General features: G+C 65.9%; 20 protein-coding genes. 14 read left to right on the top strand and 6 right to left on the bottom strand.

The genetic code is table 11. The features are described from left to right. Nucleotides 1–118 precede the first annotated feature (118 nt). From ABFX18_RS02130 to ABFX18_RS02100, 7 genes are all read left to right on the top strand, one after another. Nucleotides 119–724, top strand: coding sequence for a helix-turn-helix domain-containing protein (locus ABFX18_RS02130; protein WP_346057217.1), 606 nt, complete (start codon nt 119–121; stop codon nt 722–724). After that, nucleotides 717–1,442 carry a B3/B4 domain-containing protein gene (locus ABFX18_RS02125; protein WP_346057216.1) on the top strand — a complete coding sequence of 242 codons (726 nt, stop codon included), beginning with the start codon at nt 717–719 and terminating at the stop codon, nt 1,440–1,442. Before ABFX18_RS02130 ends, ABFX18_RS02125 begins: the two co-directional genes overlap by 8 nt. Then, on the top strand, nt 1,439–2,344 hold the full coding sequence (locus tag ABFX18_RS02120; RefSeq protein ID WP_234037434.1) for an EamA family transporter: 906 nt from the start codon (nt 1,439–1,441) through the stop codon (nt 2,342–2,344). The genes ABFX18_RS02125 and ABFX18_RS02120 overlap by 4 nt, the downstream gene beginning before the upstream one ends. After that, the gene (locus ABFX18_RS02115; protein ID WP_090150500.1) at nt 2,341–2,688 is read left to right on the top strand and encodes an antibiotic biosynthesis monooxygenase family protein; all 348 of its coding nucleotides are present in this window, start codon (nt 2,341–2,343) and stop codon (nt 2,686–2,688) included. Before ABFX18_RS02120 ends, ABFX18_RS02115 begins: the two co-directional genes overlap by 4 nt. 114 nt (nt 2,689–2,802) lie before the next feature. Beyond that, on the top strand, nt 2,803–3,063 hold the full coding sequence (locus tag ABFX18_RS02110; RefSeq protein WP_346057215.1) for a hypothetical protein: 261 nt from the start codon (nt 2,803–2,805) through the stop codon (nt 3,061–3,063). 126 nt (nt 3,064–3,189) lie between these two features. Next, nucleotides 3,190–3,669, top strand: a complete 480-nt coding sequence (locus ABFX18_RS02105; protein ID WP_346057214.1) for a hypothetical protein — start codon at nt 3,190–3,192, stop codon at nt 3,667–3,669. Continuing rightward, entirely contained in the window at nt 3,666–3,875 is a 210-nt protein-coding gene (locus ABFX18_RS02100) for a helix-turn-helix transcriptional regulator (RefSeq protein WP_346057213.1), read from the top strand. Before ABFX18_RS02105 ends, ABFX18_RS02100 begins: the two co-directional genes overlap by 4 nt. Nucleotides 3,876–3,954: 79 nt before the next feature. On the opposite strand, the gene ABFX18_RS02095 is transcribed toward ABFX18_RS02100, so the two are convergent. Further along, a complete protein-coding gene (locus ABFX18_RS02095) occupies nt 3,955–4,164 on the bottom strand; it encodes an antitoxin (RefSeq protein ID WP_090150513.1) in 210 nt (69 codons plus the stop codon). Nucleotides 4,165–4,307: 143 nt separating this feature from the next. On the opposite strand from ABFX18_RS02095, the gene ABFX18_RS02090 reads away from it, so the two are divergent. Then, nucleotides 4,308–4,763 (top strand): VOC family protein, encoded by a 456-nt coding sequence (locus ABFX18_RS02090; RefSeq protein WP_090150516.1) that lies wholly within the window; start codon nt 4,308–4,310, stop codon nt 4,761–4,763. A 112-nt stretch (nt 4,764–4,875) separates the two neighbouring features. Here ABFX18_RS02090 and ABFX18_RS02085 read toward each other — a convergent pair whose 3' ends face one another. From ABFX18_RS02085 to ABFX18_RS02065, 5 genes are all read right to left on the bottom strand, one after another. After that, nucleotides 4,876–6,123, bottom strand: a complete 1,248-nt coding sequence (locus ABFX18_RS02085; RefSeq protein ID WP_346057212.1) for a Dyp-type peroxidase — start codon at nt 6,121–6,123, stop codon at nt 4,876–4,878. After that, nucleotides 6,120–6,692 carry a copper chaperone PCu(A)C gene (locus tag ABFX18_RS02080; protein ID WP_346057211.1) on the bottom strand — a complete coding sequence of 191 codons (573 nt, stop codon included), beginning with the start codon at nt 6,690–6,692 and terminating at the stop codon, nt 6,120–6,122. The genes ABFX18_RS02085 and ABFX18_RS02080 overlap by 4 nt, the downstream gene beginning before the upstream one ends. Before the next feature lie 11 nt (nt 6,693–6,703). Further along, nucleotides 6,704–7,402 carry a copper resistance CopC family protein gene (locus tag ABFX18_RS02075; protein WP_346057210.1) on the bottom strand — a complete coding sequence of 233 codons (699 nt, stop codon included), beginning with the start codon at nt 7,400–7,402 and terminating at the stop codon, nt 6,704–6,706. A gap of 247 nt (nt 7,403–7,649) precedes the next feature. Continuing rightward, a complete protein-coding gene (locus ABFX18_RS02070; protein WP_336662555.1) occupies nt 7,650–8,273 on the bottom strand; it encodes a hypothetical protein in 624 nt (207 codons plus the stop codon). A gap of 70 nt (nt 8,274–8,343) precedes the next feature. Next, nucleotides 8,344–8,760 (bottom strand): DUF6098 family protein, encoded by a 417-nt coding sequence (locus tag ABFX18_RS02065; protein ID WP_346057209.1) that lies wholly within the window; start codon nt 8,758–8,760, stop codon nt 8,344–8,346. 182 nt (nt 8,761–8,942) lie between these two features. Here ABFX18_RS02065 and ABFX18_RS02060 point away from each other — a divergent pair, with 182 nt between their 5' ends. The 6 genes from ABFX18_RS02060 to ABFX18_RS02035 all read left to right on the top strand — a co-directional run bounded on the left by ABFX18_RS02060 (nt 8,943) and on the right by ABFX18_RS02035 (nt 13,129). Continuing rightward, on the top strand, nt 8,943–9,518 hold the full coding sequence (locus ABFX18_RS02060; RefSeq protein WP_346057208.1) for a hypothetical protein: 576 nt from the start codon (nt 8,943–8,945) through the stop codon (nt 9,516–9,518). Continuing rightward, nucleotides 9,496–10,149 (top strand): TetR family transcriptional regulator C-terminal domain-containing protein, encoded by a 654-nt coding sequence (locus ABFX18_RS02055; protein ID WP_090150547.1) that lies wholly within the window; start codon nt 9,496–9,498, stop codon nt 10,147–10,149. The genes ABFX18_RS02060 and ABFX18_RS02055 overlap by 23 nt, the downstream gene beginning before the upstream one ends. A 100-nt stretch (nt 10,150–10,249) precedes the next feature. Beyond that, on the top strand, nt 10,250–10,609 hold the full coding sequence (locus ABFX18_RS02050) for a DUF7882 family protein (RefSeq protein WP_200331530.1): 360 nt from the start codon (nt 10,250–10,252) through the stop codon (nt 10,607–10,609). A gap of 84 nt (nt 10,610–10,693) precedes the next feature. Continuing rightward, nucleotides 10,694–11,023, top strand: coding sequence for a DUF7882 family protein (locus ABFX18_RS02045; protein ID WP_090150553.1), 330 nt, complete (start codon nt 10,694–10,696; stop codon nt 11,021–11,023). A gap of 148 nt (nt 11,024–11,171) precedes the next feature. Further along, a complete protein-coding gene (glsA, locus tag ABFX18_RS02040) occupies nt 11,172–12,107 on the top strand; it encodes a glutaminase A (protein WP_346057207.1) in 936 nt (311 codons plus the stop codon). 140 nt (nt 12,108–12,247) lie between these two features. Further along, nucleotides 12,248–13,129, top strand: a complete 882-nt coding sequence (locus ABFX18_RS02035; RefSeq protein ID WP_346057206.1) for a manganese catalase — start codon at nt 12,248–12,250, stop codon at nt 13,127–13,129. Nucleotides 13,130–13,143: the final 14 nt, after the last annotated feature.

Here is a 13,143-nt window from a genome sequence, read left to right as displayed (position 1 = left end):
TTGCGCCGCGCGCCGGTTCGGCCGAGTCGATGCGTCCGATACGCCGAGGTCGACTGATCCGGGACACTGATGGGCCCAGGTCGCATCTTTGCCCGACTAGGGCACTAAGATGCACTGTATGGATGTGACTGCAGAGTCCTTGGCGCGGGTGATCGGTGCGCGCGTCAAGCAGGAGCGAAACGGTCGGAGTTGGACGCTCGATCAACTCGCCGAGTTCGCCGGAGTGAGCCGTCGTATGCTCGTGAACGTCGAACAGGGTGCGGTGAACCCCAGTATCGGCACACTGTTGCGCTTGTCGGACGCGCTCGGCGTTGGTCTGCCAGACCTCGTCGAACCCCCGTCTCCGCGCACGGCGAGACACACGCGCAACGGCCAGGGCGCGGTGCTGTGGAACGGCGAATCCGGCGGACGGGCGGTGCTCGTCGCCGGCACGGAGCCGCCGGACGTCATCGAACTCTGGGATTGGACGCTGGCGCCGCATGAGCGCCACGACAGCGAAGCCCACACGGCGGGAACCCGCGAGTTGCTGCACGTGCAAGAAGGTGCACTCGCCGTCGAAGCGGACGGGATCACGTACGACCTGGCGACCGGGGATGCTCTGACCTTCCGAGGTGACGTGGTCCACGCCTACGTGAATTCGACGAGCGCTACCACCCGGTTCTCGCTCACGGTATTCGAACCAGGTGTCGGATCCGCACACCGAGAGGAGTCCGCTCATGACTGAGACGATGAACGCCGCCGCATTCCTGGACGCGTGCTCCGTCGATCCCGACGTGCTTCTCCTGCGGCCCGACTACCGTGCACTGCTGCTCGTGGTCGATGGCAGTGCCGTAGACGCGTTCGACCACAACGCTGATGCCGTCGACGCACTCGTGTCTGCGGCCGAGATGCGTGCGCGGGATCTGCTCGCAGAACGCTCGGCAGATGAGCTGCCGCACGTCGCGTCCTGGAGAGACGCGTACCGCGCCTTCGGTGCGAAACCGCAGCGCACCAGAAACAGCCTCGAGGCACTCACACGCCGCGCCGAGCTCGCCCTGCCTCGCGTGAATGCACTCACCGACATCTCCAACGCGATCTCGGTCTTGCATCAGATTCCGCTCGGCGGAGAGGATCTCAACCGTTACCAGGGACCGGCGAGGCTGATGCGCGCCGCGGGCACGGAAACGTTCGACACCGTCGTGAATGGCGAGACGATCCTCGAGCACCCGGAACCGGGCGAGGTCGTGTGGTGCGACACCGCTGGTGTGACCTGCCGTCGCTGGAACTGGCGACAGGGCCGACGCACGAGCCTCTCCACCGACACCCGCACGGCACTCTTCATCCTCGACGCCCTCGCGCCCGTCTCCGACGAGGCGCTGCATGCCGCCGGCGACGCCCTCGTCGAGGCCCTGTCGAGCGGTACGGGGAACGTGCAGGTCTCGAAACGGCTGGTGGCTGCATGAATGCGCTCCGCACACCCAAGGGCATTCCGGCGTGGTCGATGGCCGTCGCAGCCATGCTGGCCGTGCAGCTGTCGAATGCTCTGTCCGTGCCGGTGATCGATCAGGTCGGCCCGGCCGGCACCGCGTGGCTCCGCATGTGTTTCGGTGCGGCATTCCTCTGGATGATCGCCCGCCCGGCGATCCGCTCGCTCCGCGCCCGCGATCTTCCCGCCCTCGTCGCCCTCGGTGTGGTGACCGGGTTCATGACTGCGTTCTTCCTCGCCGCCGTCGACCGCATTCCCCTCGGCACCGCCGTCGCCATCGAGTTCCTCGGACCGCTTACTGTCGCCGGCGTCATGAGCACGCAGCGCAAGGCCCTCGCCTGGCCACTCCTGGCGCTCATCGGCGTGGTGCTGCTGACTGAGCCCTGGCACGGAAGCATCGACCTCGCCGGTGTCGGTTTCGCCGCGGCAGCCGGAGCATGCTGGGCACTGTACAACGTGCTCACTCAGCACGTCGGGGACCGTTTCTCCGGAATCTCCGGGCTGTCGCTCACCATTCCGATCGCGGCACTCGCGACACTGCCGATCGGTCTCCCGCAGGTGGTCGGTGGCGAGTTCTCCTGGTGGGTGCTGGCAGCAGCGGCCGGGATCGCGCTCATCACACCGGTCATCGCATTCGGTCTCGAAATGCTCGCCCTCAAACGCATGACCCACACCGCATTCGGCACGCTGCTCTCCATCGAGCCCGCGTTCGGCATTCTCATCGGCCTCCTCGTCCTGGCGCAATCACCGACGCCCATGCAGCTGGTCGGCATCGCGATCGTCATCATCGCGGGCGCCGCATCGCAGCGGAACGGCCGACGAGACACCGCACCGGTTGCGACCCATCATTCCCCGACGACCGCTCAGGAGACACCATGACCGTCACGCCGAAATACAGTTCCACCTTCATCTTCGAGACGACCAACCTGACCGATGAATTCCACCGCATCGACAGCGAGATCGCCTCCCGGGCCCGCGAGATCCCCGGATTTCTCGGAGAGGAGACCTGGCACAACGAGGACACCGGACTGCACGCAGAGGTCTATTACTGGACGGACATGGATGCGCTCAAGCAGCTCATGGGCATGGACACGCACCGCCTCGCGAAGCAGCGCTACGGCGAGTGGCTCGGCGAGTACCGCGTCGTGATCTCCGAGGTGCAGTCGATCTACGGGAACCCCGCGCTCGCCCTCGAGCATCAGCCCGAGTCGCAGCGCCACTGAGTCGCAGCCGTCGTCCCCCGCTGCGCCCCGGTTCCGCACTCGCGCGCTGGTGCCAATGCGATCGACCCGCATACACTGGCTGTCCACCGTACTCGAGCGAAGGAGCTGGATCACATGACTACGAAGCCTCGGAAGACTCTGGCCGGTGTTGCGGCCACAATCGCACTCGCGGCCGGAGGCCTGTCCGCCGCCGCCACACCCGCACAGGCAGCGGGGTACTCGTACCTGTACCCGACGAACTTCACCTCGAAGGCGGCGTGCGACACGAAGCGCGTCACGATGAACTCCTCGTGGACCCGCGCGAGTCAGTGCTTCATCATGACGGATCGCGGAGTCATCGATTGGAAGTTCTCTGTCTCTGTGCGGGGTTACTGACCCCCGCCGGTACAGCGCTCAGAGCGTGTCAGTTCGACGGCGCCCGCGTAGGCACTCCACTTGTGTCAAGTGAGCTTTACCTGTAAAACTTACTTTACATCAGGTCACGCGCCACGAAGGAGCCCCATGAGCGAGAGCACGTCCTCAACCACCCGCCGCACCGCATGGGGCAGAACGAGGTTCGGCTCGCGTCGCCTGCCGGCGCTCGCAGTCGCCACCCCGATCGGGCTCGTCATGGCGGTCGCCGAAGCGCTTCTCTTCGCACGCTTCGTGGGCGGCCCTCTGCCCGCGCCGCTTCTCGCGACCATCTTCTCGGCGTGCGTGCTCGTACCGAACGTTCTGCTCGTGTGGGCGCTCATCATTGATCGCACCACCCTCTCGGGGGCACTGGAGCGGCCAGAGGAGTCCGTGGAGTCGCAGTGGTACGACGAGGCAGCGCGCGGCGCATTCCACGACACCATTGCCATCACTGGACTCGCACTGACGTTCCTTGCGATCACCGGAACGCACATCGACGGTGTACCGGCACTCACCGGCGTGCTGATCCTCGCCTTCCTCAGCACGAGTATCCGCTACACCGTCGCCCGGAGTCGCGGACGCGCATGAAGAACCGGCTGTCAGCACTCCGCTCTGATCGCGGCTGGTCGCAGCACACCCTCGCCGAAGCCTTGGGGGTGTCGCGGCAGACCGTGATTTCGATCGAGAAGGGGCGCTTCGACCCGTCCCTTCCTCTCGCCTTTCGAATCGCAGAGACATTCGAGTGCGCGATTGAGGATGTCTTCTCACCCAGCCCCGACACCTCGCACGACTGACGAACGCGTCGAGGCAGGCGAGGCACGTCTCAGTTCAGGGGTCCGCCCGGTTCGCAGAGCGGACCGCCTGAAAGAGCCGCTACTCGTTGCCGATTGCTTTGTCCGCCGACTCGCGAGCGCTCTCGATCTGGTCTTCGAACTTGCCTCCCGTGACCTTGTTCGCTGCATCGGCAACGCTTTCGAGCAACTTATCGCTCGCGTTCTCGGCCTGCTCGCTCTGCAGCGCCTCCGAAACGCGGCTGTCACCGAGGAATTCCTTTGCCTTCGCGGTGAGATCTTCGATGCCCATGAGTCCTCCTTCGTGAGCCCGCGGCAAGCGCCATGGGTGTTTTCCCATCATGCCCGCTCGGTTCGCTCACGTACAGACGCACAGCGGCTTCAATTCGGAGGACATGCTTTCCGCCTGCGATCCTTCTCCGTAGACTGCGGTTCATGGCGATCACACTGGCGAACATCGGGATCGCGGTGCGTGACATCGAGGAGGCGATCTCGTTCTTCACGGACCTCGGCCTCGTGCTCGCCGGTCGCGACACGATCAGCGGAGACTGGGCCGACACTGCCGTCGGCCTCGACGGGAACCGCGCACGCATCGCGGTCCTCGACGTGCCCGACGGCCACGGGCAACTCGAACTCTTCGAGTATCTGCACCCGCAGGCGATCGAGACAGAGCCGACGCTGCCGAATGAGGTCGGGATGCATCGCGTCGCCTTCGCCGTCGATGACATCGATGAAGCCCTGGCCATCGCGGCGACGCATGACTGCTATCCGCTCAGAGGTGTCGCGAACTACGCCGATATCTACAAGTTGGCATACGTGCGGGGCCCGAGCGGCATCATCGTCATGCTCGCCCAGGAGCTGCATCGCGGCTCCGACACCCCCGCTGCATGAGCGCGCTACGACAAGCCGCGCTCCGGGGACCGTTACAGCTGTGATGACACCCGACGTATACCTACGCCGCGGGCTCCGGCCCGAACGAACTTGCAACGCGTCCAGGCTCCCCTCACCCGAGGAGCGTCTCACCGATATATCCTCCTCCGCTGCACCCTGGAGGAATCGCGAACACGGCTGAACCCACTGGGGTGGTCCATTCGTTCAACAGGTCGAGTTCGTCGAGACGACGCTGAATGGGCACGAACTGCTTGGTCACGTCGGCTTGGAACGAGACGAAGAGCAACCCGCTGTCCGATATCTCGCCGCCGGATGGAGCATGATCGTAGTTGTAGGCGCGACGAAAGATCCGTTCATCCGCGTTCTCCGAGCGCGCTCGTCGGATGTGCGAGAACTCCGGGATCACGGGGAACCCGACGTTCGTCTTCGCGTCGAAATCGGGCTCATCGTGTTCGTGCACGCCCGTCAGTGGCGCTCCGTTCGCGAGCGTGCGACCCATCGATTGCTCTCGCCCGCTCCGATCGAGACGATCCCACTTGTCGAGATCCATGTGCGTGCGCCGCAGCACGAATCCGGTACCGCCCGCCAACCATCCGTCGGTCGCCCATACGAGACGGTCGAAGTCTTGATCTTCGGGCGAAGGGTTGGCGGTGCCGTCGACCTGGCCGAAGAGGTTCCGCATCGTGGTACCCGGCTTCTCGGCACCGAACGCTCGACGGAAGCCGACTTGCGTCCACCGCACTGACGCGAAGCTCCGCGCGTCTTTCAGGAGCATGCGCGTTGCGTGGGCGACGGTGAATGCATCGTCGGAAGCGATCTGCAGGAGGAGGTCCCCGTCACTCCAACCCGGTTCGAGACGGTCAATGGTGAATGCCGGCAGGGGGCGGAGCCACTCGGGAATCGCGGACGGTCCCGCTGCGCGTGCGACGAGCGCCGGCCCGAATCCGAAGGTGACCGTGAGCCGTGCCGGCACTGCACCGAGCTCCGGTTCGGAGTCAGCGAGAGCAGGCTCACCCTGGGTGAGCCTGGCCGCGTCCTCGGTGAGAATCTGCATCATCCGTCGCAGTGCATCCCGGTCGGTCCCGTCGTGCAGGTCGAGCGCCACGAAGGTGGCGTGCGCTTGAGGCGTCGTCGTGATCCCTGCTTGGTGAGCGCCATGGAAATCGACTGTGTGGCCTCCGTGGATCGACGCCGCAGTATCGCTCGCGACCCCGGGCGCGCGGCCGGGCCTCGCCCGGATGAGCAGTGCGTCGGCGCCGACGGCGGCGGCCGCGCCGAGGCCGGCGACGGCTCCTCCGAAGAGGAGCCCCCGCCGGCTGACGCCCGTCCGCCCGGTGTCGGGGGTACGGTCCGAGGTCATTCCGAGTGTCCGCCCATCTCCATGTCCCCGCTCATCTCCATGTCGTGCTCGCCCGCATCGTCGCCCTCGTAGTTCTCGTTGGCGCCCGCGTAGTCCTTCGCCGGAACGGTGAACTCGTACGTCGACTCGTCGGAGAAGGTGAGCGTGAACGTGATCTCGTCTCCAGCCGCGATGGGGTCGGTGAGATCCATGAGCATCAGATGGTTGCCGCCGGGTTCGAGCGACAGGCTGTCACCCGCTTCGATGGTGAAGCCGTCAGTCTTCTCGCGCATGATCATCTCTCCGGCCTCGTTCTCGATGGTTTCGTGCAGTTCGAGAGCGCTCGAGGCTTCCGTGCTCGCCGAAACGATGGTGACGTCATCGGAGCCGGTGTTCTCCAGCTCGCCGAACGCGGCCGACATGCCGCTGTCGGCGGCTTTGACCCAGCCGTCCTCCATGACGACGGCCTCGCCGGCCGCAGGAGCCGAGGTCTCTGGAGCGTTGGATGCGGCGGTACTGCACCTCGTGAGCGCGACGAGCGCGACGGCAGTGAGTGCGAGAAGAGAGTTCTGAGTGGTGCGTGTATACATACGAGTGCCTTTCACAGTGCTTCATGTGTTTCTGCAGATTCGGATCGTCGCGAGGACGGATCCGACGGAGTGTTCTTGCCGCGTTTCCTGAGTGACCAGACGATGAAGACGAGCAGCGCGATTGCGGCTCCCGCCGCTCCGATTGCGATGGTCCGCCCGAAGTCCGATCGTTCGGATGCCTCGCTCGGAAGACTCGTCGAAGCCGACGCATCCGAGCCGGCTGGAAGCGCAGGTTCGCGCGCATCGAGCGAGTCAAGCTCTTCCGGCTGCGTCTGTTCCGCCGTCTTCGCATCGCCGACGGTGAACGGAACGATGCCGCTGATCGGGTGCCCGTCGGAAGACACCACTCGCCAGCGCGCTTCGTACGAGCCGTCGGGGAGCGAGCCGTCGATCGGCACGCTCACCATGGGCCCATCCAACGTCGGCGCACCGCCCGCCCAATCCTTGCCGCCCTGATCGACGACCAGAATGACGGCGCCGACGGTCAGAAGGTTGTCCGAGAACTCGAGCGCGACCTGCGCGGGGGACGAAGCGAGCACGGCTGCTTGGGCGGGCTCGCTGGAGAGCAATTGGTCGTGCGCGAACGCGGGGTTCGCACTCCCCAGCATCATCACCAGCGCTGCGAACGCCAGCGTCGTGAGGCGCGTGAGCATTCGGCGGGGTGAACGGGCCGGGGTGGTCGGCAGGCGAGTGGACGGTGTAGGGGTCATGGCTGAGCCTCATCGGGTGATGGCAGGGGTCATCGAAGAAGGCGGCACCGTTCTCGACCGCACGATGGTGCGGTCGAGACAGCAGCGCATTCAGGAACGCGTGCACCGGTTCGTTCGAGGGCGAGCCGTCACAGCGGCGGGCGCGACGATTCCGGGTGCACGGTACTCCCCGATTCGCTGCGGCTGCGGTCTCCCAGCGCAGCGATGAGGCGCGCGAAGCACAGCGGCGGAGCGTCGGCGGAGTGGATCAGCGGAACAGCACGGGAACGGGTGGGCCACGACGGGCGGTCACCGAGGGATACACGCCGAGCGGAAGCAGCGTCGACGCGATGTCCGGAACGACGGCGGGCGACGGAGCTGCGGAGATTCGGCTGCCGGTGGCGGGAGCAACGGGAAGCAGTCGCGACACGATCAGACGGGTGAGCACCGCCATCGACGCGAGCACCGACTCCGCGCAGTACAACGCTGCCACCGTGAGCGCTCCAGCGCACACGTGCGCGATCCACATGCTCGTGCCCGCGTGCGCCAGATGAGCGCTGGGCATCACGGGTGCAGCGGCGGAGCCCGTCAAGCCGTGGGCGTGATGCGGCAGTGCATTCGTCGTCGTCTCACTCGTCCGCGATGCTCCCAGCACGAACAGTGCGTGGAACAGGAATTGGCTCGCGGCGACTGAAAGCGAGAGACGAGGGAGGGAGAGCGTGCGCCCCGCGAGTGCGACGCAGACCAACGTGGAGAGCACGAGCGGCGCGAGGATTCCCATCGCGCCAGGCACGGCACCACCGCCGACGACGTGGGAGAGCAGGGCGACGAAGGTCGACACCGCCGCCGCTGCGACGCCGCGCGCGGCGATGCGGGAGCGAGTCGACGACATGCATCGATTCTCTCAGATCATCGAAGCGATGGTGCGCAGACGCCGCCGATGCCGGGCCAGTGCGAGGCCCTCACGCCGGACCGTGCCCCGCATCGAAACGGGTGCGGTAGTGGGCGTGAGCTTCTCTGATGAGCTCGTCGTCGAGGGTGGCGACCGCGTGAACGTCGCGGATCAACGGCTCGCAGTCAGGGCCTCGCCCTACGAGGGTTCCGCGCAGAATCCAGGCGTAGCGGTCGGGGTTCTTCTCGGCGAGGTGGCTGTACTGACAGAGCTGCCTCGACAGCCAGTCCTCCAGGGGCCGGGTCCACCACTGCTCGGCATCGAGCGGGTTCACTGAGAGGCCGGGGAGTTCGAGCCCGCTCTCGGTGTCGATGCTGCGCTGCGCTGCGTCGTGCTCCGGTCCTTCCGAGTAGCGCACGTGCAGGCCCGGGTGCGAACGCACGAGGTCGGTGAGGCTCGCCAATGTGAGCAGGTGCATGTCGTTCATGCGCTCATTCGTAGCTGCCGGAGAAGCGCCTCGCAATGGTCTCCTCGAGCGCCTTCCCCTGTGCATGCTGCGCCTGCCGCGCAGACCGTTTCTCAGCACCTGCGATAGGGCCCGACGCGATGGCCTTTGTTTGAGTACAGTTGTACTCAAACAAAGAACAGCGCTACAGATGGAGGAGACGAATGATCCTGACCGCGATCGTGATCTGCGAGGTCGCTTTCTGGCTGGCGATCATCGCCGGTCTCTCGGCACGCTATCTCTTCCGCCGCCCGGGGCTCGGTACGGCGTTGCTGATCGTCGCTCCTGTCATCGACGTGATCCTGCTCGCCCTGGTCACTTTCGACCTCCTCGGCGGGGGCACCGCCTCGTGGCAGCACGGGCTCGCAGCGATCTACATCGGCATCTCGGTCGCTTACGGCAAGCGCATGGTCGCCTGGGCCGACGCGCGATTCAAGCACCGGTTCGCCGACGGCCCGCCCCCCGAGAAGCTGACCGGGCTGCGTTACACGCTCAAATGCTGGAGAGACGTGCTGACGACCGCCGCAGCCGTGACCGTCGCCGCCGTGATCCTCGGAGCGATCATCGCGCTCGTCGACGACCCTCGACGCACCGAGGCGCTCTCCGGGTATTTCAGCATCCTCGGCATCATCTTCGCGATCGATCTCGTGTGGGCGGTGAGCTACACGTTCTGGCCGAAAGCGCCCGCAACGCTGCCTCCGCACTACGCTGACACCCATGCCCCGCAGAATCGACACTGAGGCGCGTACCGCGGAGATCGCCGGAGCTGCACTGCGAATCCTCGAGCGCGACGGTCTCGCGAGCCTCTCAGTACGAGGAGTCGCCGCCGAAACCGGACTCGCACCCGCGTCGCTGCGCAGGATCTTCCCGACGCAACAAGACCTCCGCGAGTACTGCTTCGAACTGATCGAGGAGCGCGCGACGGCCAGAATCGCCGCCCTCGACCTCTCGGGCCGTGAGCTCGCGGAGGCGCTGCTCGCGCAACTCCTCCCCCTGGACGGAGTGCGCCGCCTCGAGTTCGTCGCGCAGGTGCAACTCGGCGTGCTCGCGCTCACCGACCAGGCGCTGCGTCCCGCGGCGCAACGGCTCAGCGCCGCGGTCGACCGCGCGTGCGTCGCCGCCATCGGGATCCTCGTCGGTGCGCGCTTGTTCCACGCTCATCGCGACGCCGCGTTCGAAGCGCGGCGATTGCGGGCACTCCTCGACGGAGTCGCAATGCTCGGGCTCTGGGACGGAGATGCGGAAGCGCCGCAGCATGCCCTCGACACGGTCACGCATCATCTCGACGAGCTCGCCCTGCCGCCGCCTCATCGAACCGGTGGAGCACTCGAGCGATCCCAGACGCGCGCGTCGTCGGACGAGAAGCGGTAATCGTCTCTTCCGCGGCTCTTCGTGCACCAGATTTCCTGAGACACTTGACGAGCTTCCCCGCGACCACTCGAATGTCGCGGGATGAAAGGATCAGAAGCTCATGGGATTCATTCGATACGACGGCCTCACCACCCACTTCGAGGACCGACTGCTCGCGCACCTCCAGATCATCATCGTGCAGAAGCTGATGCGCGACGAGGCGTTCTTGATGTCGTGGAAGGACAGCATGAGCGTGGGCGACGGTCGCACGGCGATCTGGGTCTCGCCCCAGACGACGCTCACGTTCAAGTTCCTGGGGAGCCGTGTACCGGAGATCAATAAAGAGTGGTTGCAGCGACTCGGGGAATCGGCGAGTTCGACGACTGGGTTGATCGTGACGAAAGAGGACGGCACACTGGCCGTCGCCGAAGCCACCGGAAACAGCTATCCCGGAAACCTCCGCGCAGAACCCGTGAAGTAGTCGGATCGACCGAACCAGGGTACCACATTCAACGCCGCAAAGACAGCCCTGCCGTGAATTGTTTCCACTGGCAAACTGCTGATCATGGGGTATTTGAAACACGGGGAACGGGAATACGAGTTCGAGGATCGACTGCTGGCCCACCTGCAGTTCGTCATCGGGCAGAAACTGAAGAAGCAGGAGTGCTTCTTCCTCAGCTGGCACAAGCCGCACGACCAGGGCGATGGGCGCTTGTCGGTCTGGTTGTCGCCGTACGTCTCGATCGGTTTCCATTTCTCAGGGAGCCGCGAGCCGGAACTCAGCAAAGCGTGGGTGCGGGCGCTCAACTCGCTCGCGCATACACCGCGCGGTCTCATCGCGATCACGGAGGAAGAAGCGGAGAAGTTCGTCAAGAAGAATCCTGATCTGCTCTGACGCAGTCGCACATCACCGGAGCGTCGCTCCTCCTGATTCTCCTGGGAGGAGCGACGCTTCTGCATGCAGGCGCCGGCGCCATGACCGGCTTCAACGCCGCGCCGCACGATCGAGCCTCCGGAGCCCGGCTCTCCCGCAAGCTAGAGGAATGAACCGAGCCCCGGACGCCCGCAGCTACGACCTCGACGCACTGCGCGAGCAGATGCTTCCCCATCGGGGCGGTGCCGTGACCGAGAGCATCCCCCAGCTCGCCGAAGCCGACCCCGGGCTCTGCGGCGCCGCCCTGGTCACCCTGGACGGCGACCTTCGCTCGAGCGCGCAGTCCGACGTGGTGTTCAGCATCCAGTCGGCGGTGAAACCGTTCGTGTTCGCGCTGGCGCTGCACGACACGAATCGCGCCGCCCTTGAGCGGGTGGGCATCGAGCCGACGGGTGAGGCCTTCGATGCGATCAAACTCGAGAGCGGCACGGGCCGGCCGCCGAATCCGATGGTGAACGCCGGCGCGCTCCTCACGAGCTCGATCGTCGACGGCGACGGTGCCGCTGCCCGCGCCGAGCGCATTGCCGCGGGGCTCTCGGCCTTCGCGGGGCGGTCGCTGCGCGTCGACGAGGAGATCGCCGAGGCGGAGCAGCGACTCGGGGACCGCAATCTCGCCCTGGCGCATCTCATGCGCTCGGAGGGGACGCTGCGTGTCGAAGCGGACGATGCGATCACCGTGTACGCCCGCGCGTGCGCCACGCTCGTCGACGCAGAAGCCCTCGCGGTCATGGGAGCGACGCTCGCGGCGGGAGGCGTCAATCCGTGCACCGGCGAACGCGTCATCTCCCGAGAGGTCGCGCGCGACGTCATCTCCGTCATGGCGACGTGCGGCGTGTACGACGGTTCCGGGCGCTGGATGCGCGAAGTGGGTGTTCCGGCGAAGTCGAGCGTCTCGGGCGCCATCGTCCTCTCGGCTCCCGGCGCCCTCGGCGCCGCAGTCTTCAGCCCACCGCTCGACGAACAAGGGACGAGCGTCCGCGGCCACCTGGCGAGTGCGCGCCTGAGCGACGATCTCCGGCTGCATACCTTCGATGTCTCGCCCTGAGCTCCCGCGTTTACGTCACGCTTCTCCTGATTGCAACCCCGACGTGATCACGCCGCATCCGGTGTGGGCTGGGTGGCATCGTCGGTCGCAGCAGATGTCGAACCGCGGCCCTCCGACCGGCGACGGAGAGGAAACGGACGATGTATTTTCACCGGCAGGAACTCCAGCACAAGGCCAGCCCGGACAAGCCGGACGCGGTGTACGCACGCAAGCTGCAGGAGGTGCTCGGCGGGCAGTACGGCGAGATCACGGTCGCTCTGCAGTATCAATTCCAGGCATGGAACATGCACATCCCGGGGAAGTACCGCGACCTGGTCTTCGGCATCGGCGCGGAAGAGATGGGACACGTCGAGATGCTCGCCGTGATGATCGCGCAGCTCCTCGAGAAGTCGCCGCTCGGCATCACGGATGAGGCGGTGCAGAGCGATCCGACCGTAGCCGCGATCATCGGCGGCACCGACGTGCAGCAGGGCATCGTCGCCGGCGCAGGCGCGCGCCCGGTCGACAGCAACGGGAATCCGTGGCAGGGCAGTTTCATCACGAGCAGCGGCAACCTGCTCGCCGATTTCCAGGCCAATGCGAACGCCGAGATGCAGGGGCGCGTGCAGGTCGCTCGGCTCTATCACATGACCGACGACCACGGAGTGCGCGATTTGCTCGGCTTCCTGCTCGCCCGCGACACCATGCACCAGAATCAGTGGCTCGCGGCAGCCGCGGAACTGCAGGAAGAGGGCGTCGAATCGCTTCCGGTTCCGAGCAACTTCCCGATCAGCAAGGAGGAGCGCGACGTGTCGTACCAGTACATCAACTTCTCCAACGGAGCGGCCGCGAGCGAGGGCAGCTGGGCATCGGGACCGACTCCCGATGGACTCGGCGAGTTCAGCTACCACGAGGCCCCGGAGGCCGGAGTGCCGATGCCGCCGCCCACGCACCCGGACGCGCGCTTCTACGGCACGACCGACGTGCCGAACCTGGCCGAGAAGATCGCCGGCCGGGCTCAGGATGTCCTGAGGAAGGAGTAACTGCTCCGTCGTCG

Source organism: Leucobacter alluvii, from assembly GCF_039530485.1.
Lineage (GTDB): Bacteria > Actinomycetota > Actinomycetes > Actinomycetales > Microbacteriaceae > Leucobacter > Leucobacter alluvii.
Note: the sequence above shows the minus strand (reverse complement) of the source record. Positions and strands in the feature narration are given on the sequence as shown.

Bases quoted from the DNA above. Each gene is read 5' to 3' on its own strand.
- ABFX18_RS02035 (WP_346057206.1), top strand. From the start codon at position 12,248: ATGTATTTTCACCGGCAGGAACTCCAGCACAAGGCCAGCCCGGACAAG.
- ABFX18_RS02045 (WP_090150553.1), top strand. From the start codon at position 10,694: ATGGGGTATTTGAAACACGGGGAACGGGAATACGAGTTCGAGGATCGA.
- ABFX18_RS02090 (WP_090150516.1), top strand. From the start codon at position 4,308: ATGGCGATCACACTGGCGAACATCGGGATCGCGGTGCGTGACATCGAG.
- ABFX18_RS02075 (WP_346057210.1), bottom strand. From the start codon at position 7,402: ATGACCCCTACACCGTCCACTCGCCTGCCGACCACCCCGGCCCGTTCA.
- ABFX18_RS02110 (WP_346057215.1), top strand. From the start codon at position 2,803: ATGACTACGAAGCCTCGGAAGACTCTGGCCGGTGTTGCGGCCACAATC.
- glsA (WP_346057207.1), top strand. From the start codon at position 11,172: ATGAACCGAGCCCCGGACGCCCGCAGCTACGACCTCGACGCACTGCGC.
- ABFX18_RS02115 (WP_090150500.1), top strand. From the start codon at position 2,341: ATGACCGTCACGCCGAAATACAGTTCCACCTTCATCTTCGAGACGACC.
- ABFX18_RS02125 (WP_346057216.1), top strand. From the start codon at position 717: ATGACTGAGACGATGAACGCCGCCGCATTCCTGGACGCGTGCTCCGTC.
- ABFX18_RS02105 (WP_346057214.1), top strand. From the start codon at position 3,190: ATGAGCGAGAGCACGTCCTCAACCACCCGCCGCACCGCATGGGGCAGA.
- ABFX18_RS02120 (WP_234037434.1), top strand. From the start codon at position 1,439: ATGAATGCGCTCCGCACACCCAAGGGCATTCCGGCGTGGTCGATGGCC.
- ABFX18_RS02065 (WP_346057209.1), bottom strand. From the start codon at position 8,760: ATGAACGACATGCACCTGCTCACATTGGCGAGCCTCACCGACCTCGTG.
- ABFX18_RS02095 (WP_090150513.1), bottom strand. From the start codon at position 4,164: ATGGGCATCGAAGATCTCACCGCGAAGGCAAAGGAATTCCTCGGTGAC.
- ABFX18_RS02050 (WP_200331530.1), top strand. From the start codon at position 10,250: ATGGGATTCATTCGATACGACGGCCTCACCACCCACTTCGAGGACCGA.
- ABFX18_RS02100 (WP_346057213.1), top strand. From the start codon at position 3,666: ATGAAGAACCGGCTGTCAGCACTCCGCTCTGATCGCGGCTGGTCGCAG.
- ABFX18_RS02055 (WP_090150547.1), top strand. From the start codon at position 9,496: ATGCCCCGCAGAATCGACACTGAGGCGCGTACCGCGGAGATCGCCGGA.
- ABFX18_RS02080 (WP_346057211.1), bottom strand. From the start codon at position 6,692: ATGTATACACGCACCACTCAGAACTCTCTTCTCGCACTCACTGCCGTC.
- ABFX18_RS02085 (WP_346057212.1), bottom strand. From the start codon at position 6,123: ATGACCTCGGACCGTACCCCCGACACCGGGCGGACGGGCGTCAGCCGG.
- ABFX18_RS02130 (WP_346057217.1), top strand. From the start codon at position 119: ATGGATGTGACTGCAGAGTCCTTGGCGCGGGTGATCGGTGCGCGCGTC.
- ABFX18_RS02060 (WP_346057208.1), top strand. From the start codon at position 8,943: ATGATCCTGACCGCGATCGTGATCTGCGAGGTCGCTTTCTGGCTGGCG.
- ABFX18_RS02070 (WP_336662555.1), bottom strand. From the start codon at position 8,273: ATGTCGTCGACTCGCTCCCGCATCGCCGCGCGCGGCGTCGCAGCGGCG.